General features: G+C 70.8%; 15 protein-coding genes. All 15 read left to right on the top strand.

The features are described 5' to 3' along the window. On the top strand, positions 1 to 2617 hold a 2617-nt coding region (locus ACTHMS_RS13300), incomplete at its 5' end, for an NUDIX domain-containing protein (RefSeq protein WP_440307151.1). Positions 2618 to 2776: 159 nt separating this feature from the next. Continuing rightward, positions 2777 to 3169 (top strand): XkdF-like putative serine protease domain-containing protein, encoded by a 393-nt coding sequence (locus ACTHMS_RS13295; RefSeq protein WP_440307150.1) that lies wholly within the window; start codon positions 2777 to 2779, stop codon positions 3167 to 3169. Next, complete coding sequence (locus ACTHMS_RS13290; RefSeq protein ID WP_440307149.1) at positions 3166 to 3375, top strand: hypothetical protein; 210 nt, start codon at positions 3166 to 3168, stop codon at positions 3373 to 3375. The genes ACTHMS_RS13295 and ACTHMS_RS13290 overlap by 4 nt, the downstream gene beginning before the upstream one ends. After that, positions 3372 to 4802: a hypothetical protein gene (locus ACTHMS_RS13285; RefSeq protein ID WP_440307148.1), complete on the top strand. Its 1431-nt coding sequence runs from the start codon at positions 3372 to 3374 to the stop codon at positions 4800 to 4802. Before ACTHMS_RS13290 ends, ACTHMS_RS13285 begins: the two co-directional genes overlap by 4 nt. 86 nt (positions 4803 to 4888) lie before the next feature. Continuing rightward, a complete protein-coding gene (locus tag ACTHMS_RS13280) occupies positions 4889 to 6358 on the top strand; it encodes a hypothetical protein (RefSeq protein WP_440307147.1) in 1470 nt (489 codons plus the stop codon). Positions 6359 to 6444: 86 nt separating this feature from the next. Then, complete coding sequence (locus ACTHMS_RS13275) at positions 6445 to 6900, top strand: hypothetical protein (protein ID WP_440307146.1); 456 nt, start codon at positions 6445 to 6447, stop codon at positions 6898 to 6900. Positions 6901 to 7041: 141 nt separating this feature from the next. Then, positions 7042 to 7938, top strand: a complete 897-nt coding sequence (locus ACTHMS_RS13270) for a hypothetical protein (RefSeq protein ID WP_440307145.1) — start codon at positions 7042 to 7044, stop codon at positions 7936 to 7938. After that, positions 7938 to 8492 carry a hypothetical protein gene (locus tag ACTHMS_RS13265; protein WP_440307144.1) on the top strand — a complete coding sequence of 185 codons (555 nt, stop codon included), beginning with the start codon at positions 7938 to 7940 and terminating at the stop codon, positions 8490 to 8492. The genes ACTHMS_RS13270 and ACTHMS_RS13265 overlap by 1 nt, the downstream gene beginning before the upstream one ends. 4 nt (positions 8493 to 8496) lie before the next feature. Further along, the gene (locus tag ACTHMS_RS13260; RefSeq protein WP_440307143.1) at positions 8497 to 8988 is read left to right on the top strand and encodes a hypothetical protein; all 492 of its coding nucleotides are present in this window, start codon (positions 8497 to 8499) and stop codon (positions 8986 to 8988) included. A 19-nt stretch (positions 8989 to 9007) separates the two neighbouring features. Further along, positions 9008 to 9346 (top strand): hypothetical protein, encoded by a 339-nt coding sequence (locus ACTHMS_RS13255; RefSeq protein ID WP_440307142.1) that lies wholly within the window; start codon positions 9008 to 9010, stop codon positions 9344 to 9346. A gap of 6 nt (positions 9347 to 9352) precedes the next feature. Beyond that, positions 9353 to 10348: a phage tail tube protein gene (locus tag ACTHMS_RS13250; RefSeq protein WP_440307141.1), complete on the top strand. Its 996-nt coding sequence runs from the start codon at positions 9353 to 9355 to the stop codon at positions 10346 to 10348. Between the two features lie 74 nt (positions 10349 to 10422). Continuing rightward, positions 10423 to 10890 (top strand): hypothetical protein, encoded by a 468-nt coding sequence (locus tag ACTHMS_RS13245; RefSeq protein ID WP_440307140.1) that lies wholly within the window; start codon positions 10423 to 10425, stop codon positions 10888 to 10890. A 101-nt stretch (positions 10891 to 10991) separates the two neighbouring features. Next, entirely contained in the window at positions 10992 to 11141 is a 150-nt protein-coding gene (locus ACTHMS_RS13240; RefSeq protein ID WP_440307139.1) for a hypothetical protein, read from the top strand. Then, positions 11141 to 11572 (top strand): HK97 gp10 family phage protein, encoded by a 432-nt coding sequence (locus ACTHMS_RS13235; RefSeq protein ID WP_440307138.1) that lies wholly within the window; start codon positions 11141 to 11143, stop codon positions 11570 to 11572. Before ACTHMS_RS13240 ends, ACTHMS_RS13235 begins: the two co-directional genes overlap by 1 nt. Before the next feature lie 21 nt (positions 11573 to 11593). Continuing rightward, the gene (locus ACTHMS_RS13230) at positions 11594 to 14401 is read left to right on the top strand and encodes a phage tail tape measure protein (protein WP_440307137.1); all 2808 of its coding nucleotides are present in this window, start codon (positions 11594 to 11596) and stop codon (positions 14399 to 14401) included. Positions 14402 to 14404 lie beyond the last annotated feature (3 nt).

The following is a 14404-nucleotide window of genomic DNA, read 5'->3' as shown; positions in this document are numbered from 1 at the left end:
CGACTACTGGGGCGAACCGCCGATGGCCGCCCCCGGCGAGCCTGCGCCGCCGGCGTTCGTGCAGTACGCACAGGGCGTCCCGTGGACTTGGCTGACGACCGACGACCTGATCTACGAGCCGTTCCGGCCCACATCGGAGTCGCCGTACGGTGTCGCGCCGCTCGAGACGATCCTGCTCAACGCCAACACCGACCTGCGGTTCCAGTACCACTTCCTGCAGCACTTCACCGAGGGCAACATCCCCGAGGCGTTTGCGACCGCCCCCGAGGGCTGGTCGCCGTCGCAGATCGAGGAGTTCCAGGCGGCGTGGGACGCGCTGCTACTCGGCGACGACGCGGTCAAGAACCAGATCAAGTGGGTCCCGAACGGCACCGGGTTTGCGTGGACCAACGAGCGCGAGTTCTCCGACGTCTTCTCGCTGTTCCTGATGCGGAAGACCGCCGCCGCCTACCACGTGACCCCGCAGGATCTCGGGTTCACCGAGGACGTCAACCGCGCCACCAGCGAGACGCAGGTCGACAACCAGTTCCGCATCGGCGACATGCCGCTGATCGAGCACGTTCAGGCGATCCTGTCGGACTACCTGCAGGACGACCTGCAGCTGCCGCTCGACTTCCAGTTCGACACCGGGCAGGAGAAGGAGGACCGGCTCGCCACCGCCCAGTCGGACAAGATCTACATCGAGTCCGGTGTCATCTCGCCGTCCGAGGTCCGCGAGCGCGTCTACGGCCTCTCCGAGCCCGACGGCCAGCCGGTGCCGCGGTTCATCCTCACCACCCGCTCCGGGCCGGTCCCGCTGTCCGCGCTCAAGGCCGTCGCCGGCCCCGTCGACCCCGCGTCGGCCGCGCCGGTGCCGGGCGGCGAGCTGCCGCACAAGCCGTTCGCGCCGATCGAGGGCACCGTCCCGCAGAAGCTGCCGGACCGGCCCGCGCTCGCCGTGGTCGAGTACCCGCAGGACAACGCGGGCGACGACCCGACCACCGGCATGCCCGTCGCTGCGCCCGCTGCCGCGCCGGTGGCGAAGGACGCCGCGGCCGGCCTGACGACCGCCAACGCGCCGACGAGCTACGACCTCGCCAGCGGCGAAGACGACGAGGACGACGAGATCGAGGTCGCCAAGGGCAGCATGCGCGCCGAGCTGGCCACGTTCGACCGGTTCGTGCGAGGCCGCGTCAAGGCCGGCCGCTGGCGCGACTTCGAGTTCGCCACGATCGGCGAGCCCGCCGCCCGGAACCTGAACCGCAGCGGCTACCTCGAGGTCCGCAAGGCAGCCGGCGAGCCGATCGCTGCAGGCCTCGCCGTCCAAGCCGTCGACACCGGCCGCGTGCTGATGCTGCAGCGTGGCCTCGGCGCCGACGACCCAGCGTCGGGCACGTGGGAGTTCCCTGGCGGCCACCTCGAGTCCGGCGAGACGCCGTTCGCCGCCGCCGCGCGGGAGTGGCAGGAGGAGACCGGCTGCGTCCTCCCCGACGGCGAGATCACCGGCACGTGGTGCTCGGCCGACGGGATCTACGAAGGGTTTGTCTACACGATCCCTGCCGAGAACCTCGTCCCGATCTTCGAGCGCGGCGCCGTGGTCAACCCGGACGACCCGGACGGCGACGCCGTCGAGGCCCTCGCCTGGTGGGACCCGTGCCAGCTCGGCGGCCCGCTGCCGGACGGCCGGACGTGGCGCAACCCGGCCCTCCGGTCGGAGCTGCAGGCGTCGGTGCCGGCGCTGCTCGACTCCGTGTCGTCCGCGATCGACGCCGTCGTCGCGGACGTGGCGAAGGCCGGTGGTGCCGACCCAAAAGGACGGTGGCGGTCCGGCGCTGACCGTGTCCCGCAGCACCGCTACGACCTGGCCATCACCGACCACTGGTCGCCGCGGATCGCCGACGCGCTGACCGGCCTCGTCCCCGACGGCGTCGTGCGCAACGCGATCGCCGCCGCACGGGCGGTCATCGGCAAGAGCGCCACCAGCGACGACGCCAGCGACGACGCCGACCTGATCAGGGCCGCAGCCCGCGCCGTGTTCGACAGCGGGATCGACGACCCCGCAGACCTCGCGCGAGTCATCCGGCAGGTGTACCTCGACGCGTACGCCACCGGCGGCCAGTCGGCCAGCCTGCAGCTCGCCGACGCCGGAGGCGCCGCGGTCACCCTGACCGGCGTCTCCGAAGTGAACTGGGACGCATGGCAGCCCGGGTGGGACTACGCGGCCGACCTGGCGTCCGACGGCGGCCTCGCCGTCATGCTCGACGCGGTCGACGTCACCGTGCAGGGCATCACCGGCACCCTGCTGGACCGGCTCGCCAACGTCATCGCCGACGGCGTCCGCTCCGGCTCCGCGATCGACAGCATCACTGCGGACGTCCGCGGCGTCGTCGCCGACCCGGGGCGCGCCGAGATGATCGCGCACACCGAGACCGCCCGCGTCATGACGAACGCGTCCCTGGCGACCTATCAGGCCAACGGTGTCGGCGGCTGGACGTGGGTGCTGTCCGACGGGGCCTGCCCGGTCTGTGTCGACGCGTCGAAGCTGCCCCACACGGTCGGCTCCGACTCGGTCATGCCGCCGGCCCACCCGCGGTGCCGGTGCGCGGTCGCACCGGACCCGGGCTCGGTCGGCGCCTGAAGCCGGTCCAGGACGCGGCTGACGAACCGCTGGCCCTCGATGTCGGTCAGCCCGCAGTCGCCGCACCGGTACCGGGTGCCGGACCACGCCCACGTGTGGGAGTCGTAGTCGGGCCCGCACCGCATCCGGTCAGCGTCCCACACGGAAGGGGTCAGCGTCGTGGCCGAGCAGCAGTACACCCTCGCGGTCGTCTACAAGCCGGGCGCCGACTCGCGGATCGTCAAGGGCGTCGACGGCGCCCGGGACGTGTTCAGCGAGGCCGAGCTCGAGAAGGCGGCGTGGTCGCTGCTGTCGGGGGAGAACCCGCCGGAGATCGGCCTGTTCCATCAGGACGGAGTCGTCGGCCACGGCCGGGTCGTCGAGTCCTACATCTGGCGCGCGGACCCGTGGGTGATGAAGGCCGCCGACGGGACCGAGGTCGTCGTCGAGAAGGGTGACTGGCTCGCCGGGATCCGGTGGGACGACCAGGCGTGGGACCTCATCAAGTCCGGCCGGGCGACCGGCATCAGCATCCAGGGCCGCGGGAAGCGCCGCGCGTGGGCCGGCCAGTGACTCGCCCGGCGCCGACGTTCGCCGACGCGTGGGCCGAGTTCTGCGCAGCCGTCGCTGGTGTCGTCGAGTCGACCGTCGAGTACGTCACCCACTACCCGTTCCGGTCGTACGCCCGCCGCTCGGGCGAGCGGATCTGCAACCAGTCCCACGACACCCGGCGCCTCCGCTCCGGAGCGCCCTGCAACGAGTGTGGAGCGAGCCTGTGACCGAGACCCCCGACGACGGCTTCACCGAGCTGTACGACGCCGACATCGACCGGATCGACCTGGTCGGGAAGGGCGCGAACGGGCTGCCGTTCCTCATCGCCAAGTCCAGCGGCGCACTGCTCGAACCGTCCGCCATCCGCGACCTCATCGGCGACGAGCCGCCCGAGCACGTCGCCAAGGGCCTGCACGAGGTCTCGATCACCGGCTCCCCGTCGGCGATCGCCGAAGTCATCCACCAGGCCGCCCTGCGGGCCCGAACGAAGGAGAACACCATGGGCGAGCCCGTGGCCAAGGCCGACGACGTCACCGACCTCACCGAGCCGCTCCCGGCCGCCGACGACGTCGTCGACGACCTGAAGAGCGACGACCTCGGCGACTTCACCACCGGCGACCCCGACGACCCGTCCAGCGCCGCGTGGGAAGCGGTCGACTCGGCCCGCGCCGGTCAGGCGATCGACCTGGTCCTCGCGCTGCAGCGGCTCCTCGAGCAGGCCCGCGACCGGGAGAACCAGGAAGTCGCCGTCTCCGGCGACGAGGACGACGCGTGCGCGTCGATGACGCTGTCCGACGCGATCTCGCTCGCCGAGATGCTGCTCGGTCTGCTCGCGCCGTTCGCGGTGTCCGAGGCCGCCGAGGCCGCCGACCGGGTCGCCGAGCGCGAGGCCCTGGCCAAGGGGCAGATCGCGAAGGCCGGCCGCGTCCTCTCGTCCGCGAACGAGGGCCGGGTCCAGCAGGCATCGAGCCTGCTGCAGGAGGTGCTGGCGACACTGCCCGCACCCGTCGAGACCGACACCACTGGTGTCGCGAAGGAGGGAGCGGCCATGGAGCCGAAGCACGAGGAGGTCACTGACGTCGCGAAGGCGAAGGGTGACCCGCAGATGGCGGTGTTCGACGCTGACGGCAAGCTCGTCGGCACCATCGACCCTGGCGACCTCTCGCCGATCGCCGCCACCGAGCCGCCGTCCGGCGGCGACGCCGAAGGCGACGGCGCGCCCGCTGACGACGCCCCCGCAGCCGACGGCACCGAGCCGGTCGCCGCCGCCGCGGCCGACCCCACCGCCCCGCCCGCGCCGGCAGCCCCTGCCGCCGCCGCGGACGACGACACCGTCATGAAGGAGGCCGCCGAGGCCCTGGGCGACATCGTGAAGGCAGCGCTCAAGCCGCTGCAGGACGAAGTCGCGGTCCTCAAGGCCGCCCTCGAAGCGCCCGCCGAACCGCGGGTCGTGTCCAACGGCGTGCCCGCCCCCGTCCTGCGCGGTCAGGACAAGGGCGCGCCCGCCCAGGTGGACATCGTCAAGGCCGCCGAGCTGCGCGAGCAGTTCAACGCCGCCTCGACCGTCGAAGAGCGCGACCGGATCGCGAAGTCGATGGGCGAGAACGCCGCCGCGCTGATCGCCGACATGTTCAAGCAGCGCCGCGGCGAGTAACACCCCACAGCTTCACACCACCCCAGAGGCCCGCACCCGCCAACCGGCGGGCGGGCCTTTCGCATCCCTGAAGGAGGGAAGCCAGCATGACGCTCGAAGACGTCACCCTCGACACGCTCGAGGAGATCAAGAAGGCCCAGACGACCGGCATCATCTCGTCCAGCGGCCTCGTCTCGTACGACCTGACCGGCCTCGTCCGGCTCATCCCGGTCGTCACCCCGTTCCGCGACAAGGTCACGCGCAAGCAGTCCAGCGACGGTGCGAAGTTCTGCATCTGGCGCGCGTTCCTCGACGTGAACAACCAGCAGCCGTCGCCGTTCCCCGGCTACGACTACGCCGCCAACGAGGTCATCTTCTCGGAGCAGGACTTCCAGGCGCAGTACCAGCCGCTCGGCCTCGCCGGCATGGTCACCCAGGACGCGCAGGACCTCGCCCGCGGCCTGGCCGACATGTACGCCGAGTCGACGATGCAGGTGCTCTCGCAGACCCTCATCGCCGAGGACAAGTCGCTGATCGGCGCCCAGTCGTTCGCGCTCGCCCGCCCCTCGGCGCCGACCCTGGCGACCGCGACCACCGGCGGCAGCATCGGCAACGCCGTCACCGTGTACGTCGGCGTCGCGGCCCGCACCGGCACCGGCTACTACTACGGTCTCGGCAACAGCCGCGGCAACAGCGCCAACATCACCACCGGCGCCGGCGCGACCAACTCGGTCACCGCCAGCATCCCGGCCGTCAAGGGCGCCGTCGCCTACGACTGGTTCTACTCGGCCAACGGCACCACCTGGTTCTACTACACGACCACCACCGCGGCGTCCGTGACCATCACGGCCACGATCGCCGCCAACAACACCGTCCCGGTGTCGTCCGCCCTGCCGGACATCTCGACCGCCGTGCCGAGCTACAACAGCGCCGCGGACAACGGGTCGGCCCAGCCGAACCAGTTCGACGGGTTCCTCGCCACCCTCAGCGCGGACTACAACGCGTCGGGCCAGTGGGTCACCTCCGGCACCGGCACCGCCAACGGCGCGACGTTCGTCGACGGCGGCGGCGCCGCCCTGACGCTGTCGGGTGGCTCGGTCGCGCAGATCGAGGCGCTGTTCGCCAGCCTGTGGAACAAGGTCAAGTGCTCCCCGACCGCGCTCATGATGAACGCGGCCCAGGCGCAGGAGATCGCGAACCTCATCCTCGGCAGCAGCTCGGCGACGACGTTCCTCAGCACCGACGAGTCCGGCCGCCTCAACGTGACCGCGGGCGGCAAGGTCGGCCAGATCGTGAACACTCCGGCCGGCGGCGTGACCGTCCCGATCGAGGTCCACACGAGCCTGCCGCCCGGCCAGATCATCGCCCGCACGGACCGGGTGCCGTTCCCGCAGGCGAACATCGCGAACCCGCTCGAGGTCCGCACCCTGCGCGACATGGCGCAGTACGAGTACGCCACCGCCCGCGTCGCCAACCAGTCCGGTGGCGGCCCGCGCAAGGAGTTCGAGATCCGCTCGGTCGAGGCGTTCGTCAACCGCGCCCCGGTCGCCATGGGCGTGCTCGCGAACGTCGCCTGACCCGTCGCCTGGTCGCCGCCCCACTTCCCCGGGGCGGCGGCCGGGCCCGGCCACAGCTCCACACCCGACGAAAGGGGGGCCGCGTCGTGCGGCTGTACTCACGGTTCGACATCACCAGCATCAAGGACCCCGAGACGGGGGAGCAGTACGACGCCGACGAGACCGGCGCGATCGAGGTGCCAGAGGCGTTCGGCCGGTTCCTCCACGGCCAGCACATGGCCGGCAAGCAGGCGTGGGAGGACGACGCCGAGCGGTTCGACCGCCTCACCGCAGAAGAGGACGCGCGGCGCCGCGACCCGGCCTCGCTGTACGACCTCCTGCAGCAACGTCTCGCGCCGGCCGAGAAGGCCGACCCGCTGACCGCGCTCGCCGACGCCGCCGCCGCCGCGCACGCCGCAGGTGTCGACCTCGCCGAGGCGTTCGCGCACATCACCGAAGCGCTCGACGAGCAGGGCAGCGAGCAGACCGGCCAGCAGCCGCCGGCGCCCGCGAAGAAGGCGCCGGCCAAGAAGGCCGCGCCCCGCAAGCCCGCCGCCCAGTAGGAGCCGCCTCGGCGCCGCTGAAACCCCCGCCAGCGGCGTCGAGGCCCCCACCACAAGCGTTGCGGAGGCTCGCGCGAGGGCGCGCCGATCACCGGTCGCCGACCAGCCTGCCGCCTCACCCGTTCGACAGGGAGCAGGGTCATGGTCACACCGGTCATCTCGCCGTACGTGCCGTTCTACGCCTCGACGCAGCCGTACATCACCGTCGCCGAGTTCCTCGCACAGCCGACCGGCGTCGACGTCTCGCAACTGATCCCGGGCGCCAACGCCGCAGCGAACGCCGCGGCGCTCGCGACCCAGATCCGCAAGGCGTCGTCCTACGCCGACTCGCTGTGCTACCAGGTCCTCGCCGCCACCCTCGACATGCAGTCCGGCGAGTACCGGGTCTGGCGCGACGGCACCATCCGCGTCCCGCTCGACAACTCGCCGGTCGTCGAGATCTCGAACGTCGCGGTCGGGTACCGCGCCGGGCAGCTGTCCGCGCTCACCGACCTGTCCGGCGTGTGGCTCGACAAGAAGATCGCCCGCATCCCCGTCGCCGGCACGTCGATCCCGTACGCCAGCGGCGGCGGCGCGACCGCAGCGTCGGGCCGGGTGTTCGCGCAGGTCCAGTACGTCAACGGGTACGCGAACACGATCCTGGCCGCGGACGCCGCCCAGGGGGACCAGAGCGTCACCGTCTCCTCGGCGCTCGGCGTGTTCCCCGGCATGCCGCTCGGCGTCTACGACGACAACGCCGCGACCAGCGAGCAGATCGTCGTCGCCTCGACCTACACGCAAGGGTCGACGACGGTGCCGCTCGCGACGCCGCTGCAGTTCGCCCACGCCTCCGGCACGTCGGTGTCGGCCCTGCCGCAGGCCATCAAGCTCGCCGTCACCGCCCTGACGTCGCACCTGATCAAGACGCGCGGCGCCGAGTCGATCGCGCTCTCCGGCGTCTCTGGCGGCCCTGCTGAGGTCGAGAAGACCGAACCGGGCGCGACGGAGGAGTACGAGATGGCGGTCGACCTGCTCCACCCGTTCCGCCGAGTGATCTGATGTCGTCGGCCACCGTCCGGGCCGCGCTCGCCGCCTACCTCGAGGCCGCGCAGATCCCCGGCCTGAACAAGGTCCACCCCGGCCCGCCGTACTGGGCCGACGGATCCGAGTGGAACCTCGCCGCCACCCCCGGTGGAGGGGCCGGCGCGATCGCCGCGCTCCACATCATCGAGGAGTCCGAACGGCGCCTCACCGTGCCGGCGGTCTCCATCAACGCCCCGTCGTTCGGCGGAGCGAAGATGGTGACCTACAAGGTCGGGCTGATGGTGTTCTACCAGTGGCTCCTGCCGTCGAACCAGCTCGAGCCGGTCGAAGAGTCCGCCTGGACCGACCCGCTCGACGCGATCATCGACGGCATCAAGGCGCGGCTTCGTGCCGACCCCAACTGCGGCACCGGGTCGCCGACCGGCACACCGCCGCCGACGATCTGGGAGTCCGCGCAGGAACCCGGCGACCTCAAGGTTCAGCGTGATCTGCCGCGGCGCCTCAACGGCAAGGTCCTGTCGTGGAACGTCATCGAGTGGACCGTCATCGAGATGATCCAGCCGGACTGACGCGATGGCCCTGCACCTGTTCATCATCAAGAAGCGCAAGCGGAAGCGGCACCACCGGCGCCACACGAAGCATCGCCGCCACTACCGCCGCCGGCACCACCGGCACCTTCGCCACCGCGTCCACCACAAGCGCACCCGCCGCCGACGCCACCATCACCGGCACCGCAAGCGGCGGCACTACCACCTGAAGCACAAGCGCCGCTCGAAGCGGAAGCGGCGGCACTACCACCTGAAGCACAAGCGGCACTACCACGGCCGCCGGCACACCCACCGTCGACGCAAGGTCAAGGTCACCAAGCCTCGCAAGCACCGCGGCCCCCGCGGCCGAGGCGTCGGCCGCCGCACCCGCACCAACCCGCGCGCACGCACCACAAAACGCGCCCGCGGCCGAGCCCGGGTCCAACGCATCCGGCACCCCAAGCGGATCCGCGTGCAGCGGATCCGTCACCCGAAACGCCTACGCGTGCAGCGGATCCGCCGCCCACGCCGATTCTGACCAGACGGAAGGACACGCCGTGCCCCGGTACCGGTTCCTCGGCGAGGTCGAGCACTTCCTGCTCGGCCTCTCCCATGGCGTCAACGCCACCATCGAACGGGACCGCGACCCGGACCGCGAGCCCGACGGCTCCACGGTGGTCGCTCGCCCGGGCGACGTGATCACCACGACCGAGCCGTACGAGTCGCCGCTGCTCGAGGTCGTCGACGACGCCGCGAAGCCGGCCAGCAAGGCCGCGGCGAAGAAGGCGCCCGCGAAGGCCGCCGCCAAGCCCGCACCGCCGGCCCAGCCGACGCCACCCGTCACCGACCCGGTCACCCCGGACGCCACCACCACGCCCGCCGAAGGTCAGGAGTAACCAGCCATGTCGATCAACATCTACCCCTCCAACCTTCAGTGGGTCGGCATCGCGAAGGAGACGACCTACGGCACCCCGGTCGCCGCCCCGACCGCGTGGATCCCCGTCGACGGTTCGAGCATCAAGTTCAAGCCGAACCTCAACGTGCTGAAGGACCAGGCATTTCGCGGCCAGATGTCGCAGGACTTCGCCGCCATCCCCGGCATGATCATGTCGAGCCTGGACTACAAGGCGTACCTGTACCTCGACTCCGTCTACCAGCACTTCCTGGCCATCCTCGGCAAGACCGACACGGTCACCGGATCGGCCGACCCCTACACCCACAAGACGTCGCTCGAGAACGGCGCAGGCAACGCCCAAGCCCAGCCGCCGTCGTACACGCTGTTCTGGTTCGACGGCGTCACCGCGTGGCAGCTACCCGGATGCGTCGCCTCCGACGTGAAGCTCGACATCAAGACCGACGAGCTGGCCGCGATCACCGTGTCGTGGATGGGCATGCCCGCGGTCAAGCTCGGCTCGCCGCCGGCAAACACGCCGAGCACCGCCGTCGCGATCCCGTCGTGGAACTCGACCATCACCCTCGGCGGCTCGGCTTCGACCGCCTACTCGTCAGTGTCGCTCGAGTACAAGCGCGACGCCGCCGCGGTGCAGACGATCGCCGGCACCCAGTCGCCGCAGCGAATCCTGTCCGCCACGTTCAGCGTCACGGGCACCCTCACCGCGGTCTACCAGGGCGGCGCGCCGGACGCGAACATGACCGACTACCTCACCAACGTCCAGCCCGCGCTGGTCGTGAAGTGCGCACCGGTCGGCGACGCCGTCCACTCGATCAGCCTGCAGCACTCGGTCTGCGTCTACGACGGCGTCGACCCGCAGGGCTCGAACAAGTGGATGGAGATCCAGGCCTCCGTCACCGCGCTCGCGAACGCGACCGACGCGCTGGACTCCAAGACCAGCCCAGCGCAGGCCATCCTCGTCACCTCAGTGTCGACGCCCTACTAACCGGTCGAACCCGGGCGCCCGCCCTGGGCGCCCGGGCAACCATCCGAACCACCTACCCGCGGGGGGTACCTGTCATGTCCCGAACCATCGACCTGCCCGGCGGCGCAACCGCCGTCCTGGCCGACAACAAGAACGAGATCACGCCGCGCCGCCGCCGCGAAGTCGAGATCCTCGGCTCGCGCCTCGGCCGGCTCATGGAGCCGCTCATGACCGCCGCGCGCATCTTGTGCGAAGGCGACGTCATCGAGGACCGGTCGACGCTGCGGACCGACGACGGCGACCCGAAGTACCCGGGGCCGGACGTCGACCTCACCGAGCAGCAGCTCCGGCTGCTGTCCCGCCTCAACGACGCCACCGTGTTCGCAATCCTCCGATCCTGGTCGCTCGGCCCGCTCCCGGCCACCGCCGACGACCTGCTCGACCTCGACCCCGCCGTCTACGACGCGCTGCGCCTCGAGGCCGCGAAGGCGTCGGACATCTTCGCCCGCGACGAGTTCTCCGTCGACAACATCGAGGACCCGGCTTCCCCTACTGGGGACTGAGGCGTCTGCGGTCGGCGCTTCAGTCAGGCGACGGGACGACGTGGATCGACCCCGCGACCGCCGCTGAACACCAGGAGTACCTGTACCGGCGGCTCATCCCGATGACCGACGAGCAGTACCAGGACGAGCCGCTCGCGACGATCGAGTGGACGCTGCGGATCGCCCGGCTCTACAACGACCGCCCCCACGACCACCGTCGCCGCAACGACGACGGCGACGGGAGGCCGCGGACGATCGGAGGCGGCCGCTGATGCCGATGCTCGGGCTGCGCGAGTTCGAGGCCGCGCTCAACAAGGTCGTGATCCAAGGCGACGCGGTCTCGCGGCAGGCCGTCGCCGCCGCCGCCGCGATCGCCGAACGGGACGCGAAGAACAACTTCGAGGGCGCCCACAAACGAGGCGAGCCGCACGTCGGCGGCGACAAGCCGAACGTCGTCACCGGCACGCTGCGCCGCTCCATCACCACCGACCCGATCCGCCGCTACGGCCTCGGGTCGTACGGCACCGTCGTCGCCCCGCGCGCGAACTACGCCCGCCGCGTCGAACTCGGCTGGCCAGACAGCGACGGCACGCGAGGCCACAACGTCACCCGCCCGTACCCGTACTTCGAGCCGGCCGCAGACCACGCCCGAGAAGAGCTGCCGGACCTCGCCGCCGCCATGTGGCGCCGGTTCCTCGCCTGACCCGGAAGGGGCACCGCCCGCGTGGCCGAGAAGCTGTTGCCTCCGCTTGTGCTCGAACTGCGCGCCCGCGCTGGCGAGCTCCTGGCGACCGAGAAGGAGGTCAAGGAAGCCACCCGCGAGATGGCCGCGTCGACGGAGAAGTCCGAGGCGCAGCAGGCCGCGGCGATGGAGCGCACCAACGCGAAGCGCAAGGCGATGGCCGTCGGCGTCCTCGGTCTCGCAGGCGTGGTCGGCGTCGAGTCGCTGAAGATGGCGACCGACTTCCAGCAGCACATGACGCTGCTCGAGACCGCGGGCGGCGAGCTGCCGAAGAACATGGGCGTCGTCTCGTCCGGGATCAAGACGATCGCTGTCGACACCGGCACCAACCTCGACCAGCTGTCCGAGGGCATGTACACCGTCGAGAAGGCCGGTCTGCGCGGTGCTGACGGGCTGAAGGTCCTCCGTGCTGCCGCTGAGGGCGCGAAGGCCGAGAACGTCGATCTCGGGACCGCCACCAACGCGCTGACGTCGATCATGATGTCCTACCACCTCAAGGCGTCCGACGCGGTCTCCGTCGAGAACCAGCTCGTCGCCGCGTCCGGCGCGGCGAAGACGTCGATGGAGGAGTACGCCGGGTCGCTGTCGTCGGTGCTGCCCACCGCCTCCGCCGCTGGCATCTCGTTCGCGCAGGTGGCGGGCGCCGTCGCCACCCTGACCCAGCACGGCACCAGCGCGCACGAGGCCACCCAGGAACTGGCGAACACCATCCGCGGGCTGCAGGCGCCGTCGCAGGTCGCTCAGAAGGCGATGCAGCAGCTCGGCATCGACGTGACCGACGTGTCGTCCCACCTCGGGCAGCGCGGCCTCACCGGCACCGTCAACCTGATCACCGAGGCGCTCGCGAAGCACTCCAAGGGCGGCATGGTCGCGCTCGGGATCTGGAAGCAAGCCGCGCAGGCGCAGGCCGACCTCAACACGATGATGAACCACGCGTCGACGCCGCTGCGCGGGCTGACGCAGCAGTACATGGACGGCAAGATCTCGATCTTCCAGTACCGGAAAGAGGTCAAGGGTCTCGGCGGCGAGAACGTCCTGCTCGGCCAGCAGATGAGCAAGCTGTACGCGCAGTCGCACGGCTTCTCCGACGCCCTCAAGACCGGGCAGCCGACCGTGGTCACCTTCGCCGGCGCGCTGAACAAGATCATGGGCGGCGCGACCGGCATGAACACCGCACTCATGCTGTCCGGCGAGTCCGCGAAGTTCTTCAAGGACAAGACCGCCGAGGTCGCGAAGGCCGGCGAGGGCGCCGGAGCGCACATCTCGACGTGGGCGAAGACCCAGCAGAACCTGTCGGTGCAGCTCGACCAGGCCAAGCAGATGATCGACGTGCTGCTGGTCAACATCGGCACGAAGCTGATCCCCGTCGTCCGTGACGTCGTCGGCTGGTTCGTCCACCACAAGGACGTCACGATGGTGCTCGCCGGCGTCATCGGCGGCGTCATGGTCCTCGCGCTCGGCCGCTACGTCGCCCGCCTCGCCTGGTCGGCCGCCGAGACGGTCGGGAAGCTCGCGACGATGGTCGGCTCCTGGATGGGGCTCGGCACGTCGGTCACCGCCGCTGCCACCGAGGTCGGCGCAGCCGAGGACGCGATGGCCGCATCCGGCGAAGCCGCCGGGGCCGCGACCGAGACAGCGTTCGGGCCGATCGGCCTCGCGATCGCCGCAGTCGGCCTCGCCATCGGGCTGCTCGCGACGCACTGGCAGCAGGTCTGGGGCGTCATCAAGTCCGTCGCCATCTCGGTGTGGAACGGGTTCCTCAAGCCCGTGTTCACGGCGATCGTCGACTACGGCATCCACCCCGTCGTCGAGGCCGCGAAGGTGTTCGCGGCGATCTGGGCGGGGATCTTCCATGTCGTCGCCGATGTCGTGTCGGTCGCCTGGTCGATCCTGAAGCCGATCTTCGGCGTGATCATCGCGCTCGCGATCGCCCCGCTCGTGCTCGCCACGCAGGCGCTGCTCGCCGCATGGCAGGTCGTCTGGTCCGGCATCGAGGACGCGATCTCGTTCGCCTGGGACAACGTCATCTCGCCGATCTGGGACCTCTGGAAGGCCGAGTTCAAGGTCGTCGGGTCGATCCTGTCGACGGTCGGCCACGGCATCGGCGCTGTGTTCCGGTGGATCGGCGACATCGTGTCGACCGTGTGGCACACCGCCATCGCCCCCGTCTACAACTTCATCAAGCAGGGGATCGAGGACGTCGCCTCGGTGATCAGCCGTGTGACCGGCGCGATCGGTCGCGCCTGGCACACCTTCTGGGGCAGCCTCTCGAGCACCGTCTCAAACGTCGTCGGCGGGATCAAGTCGCTCATCTCGGGGATCTGGGACGGGCTGGTCGACGGGTTCCGGTCCGCCGTGAACGGGATCATCGACGCGGTCAACTCGTACTTCATCGGGCCGATCAACTCCGCGATCGACGTGGCGAACGAGGTCCCGTTCGTCGACATCTCGCACATCCCCGATATCCCGCACATCGCGCGCGGCGGCATGACGCTCGGCGAGACCCTGGCCGTCGTCGGCGACAACCCGTCCGGCAACGAGCTGGTGCTGCCGCTCGACTCACCGCGCACCGTGTCGGCGCTGTCGCAAGCCCTCACGCAGGCGTCGCCCGCTGCGAGCCCGCAGGGCGCGCCGCACGGCGGCGGCGGCCATCACGGCGAGGGCTGCACCCACATCTACGTGCAGGGCTCGGTCGTGGACGTCGACGGCGTCTGGAAGGCCGCGCAGAAGGGCGCGCTGCGCCACGGCGGCCGCAACTCCCAGACCTACCAGCCGTACAAGCGGAGCTGACCA

This window comes from Jatrophihabitans sp., from assembly GCF_051960575.1.
In the GTDB taxonomy this organism is placed as follows: domain Bacteria; phylum Actinomycetota; class Actinomycetes; order Mycobacteriales; family Jatrophihabitantaceae; genus JBQCEE01.
Note: the sequence above shows the minus strand (reverse complement) of the source record. Positions and strands in the feature narration are given on the sequence as shown.

Excerpts from the sequence above, each read along its gene's own strand:
- ACTHMS_RS13280 (WP_440307147.1), top strand. The coding sequence starts at position 4,889 with ATGACGCTCGAAGACGTCACCCTCGACACGCTCGAGGAGATCAAGAAG.
- ACTHMS_RS13270 (WP_440307145.1), top strand. The coding sequence starts at position 7,042 with ATGGTCACACCGGTCATCTCGCCGTACGTGCCGTTCTACGCCTCGACG.
- ACTHMS_RS13265 (WP_440307144.1), top strand. The coding sequence starts at position 7,938 with ATGTCGTCGGCCACCGTCCGGGCCGCGCTCGCCGCCTACCTCGAGGCC.
- ACTHMS_RS13260 (WP_440307143.1), top strand. The coding sequence starts at position 8,497 with ATGGCCCTGCACCTGTTCATCATCAAGAAGCGCAAGCGGAAGCGGCAC.
- ACTHMS_RS13250 (WP_440307141.1), top strand. The coding sequence starts at position 9,353 with ATGTCGATCAACATCTACCCCTCCAACCTTCAGTGGGTCGGCATCGCG.
- ACTHMS_RS13245 (WP_440307140.1), top strand. The coding sequence starts at position 10,423 with ATGTCCCGAACCATCGACCTGCCCGGCGGCGCAACCGCCGTCCTGGCC.
- ACTHMS_RS13240 (WP_440307139.1), top strand. The coding sequence starts at position 10,992 with ATGACCGACGAGCAGTACCAGGACGAGCCGCTCGCGACGATCGAGTGG.
- ACTHMS_RS13235 (WP_440307138.1), top strand. The coding sequence starts at position 11,141 with ATGCCGATGCTCGGGCTGCGCGAGTTCGAGGCCGCGCTCAACAAGGTC.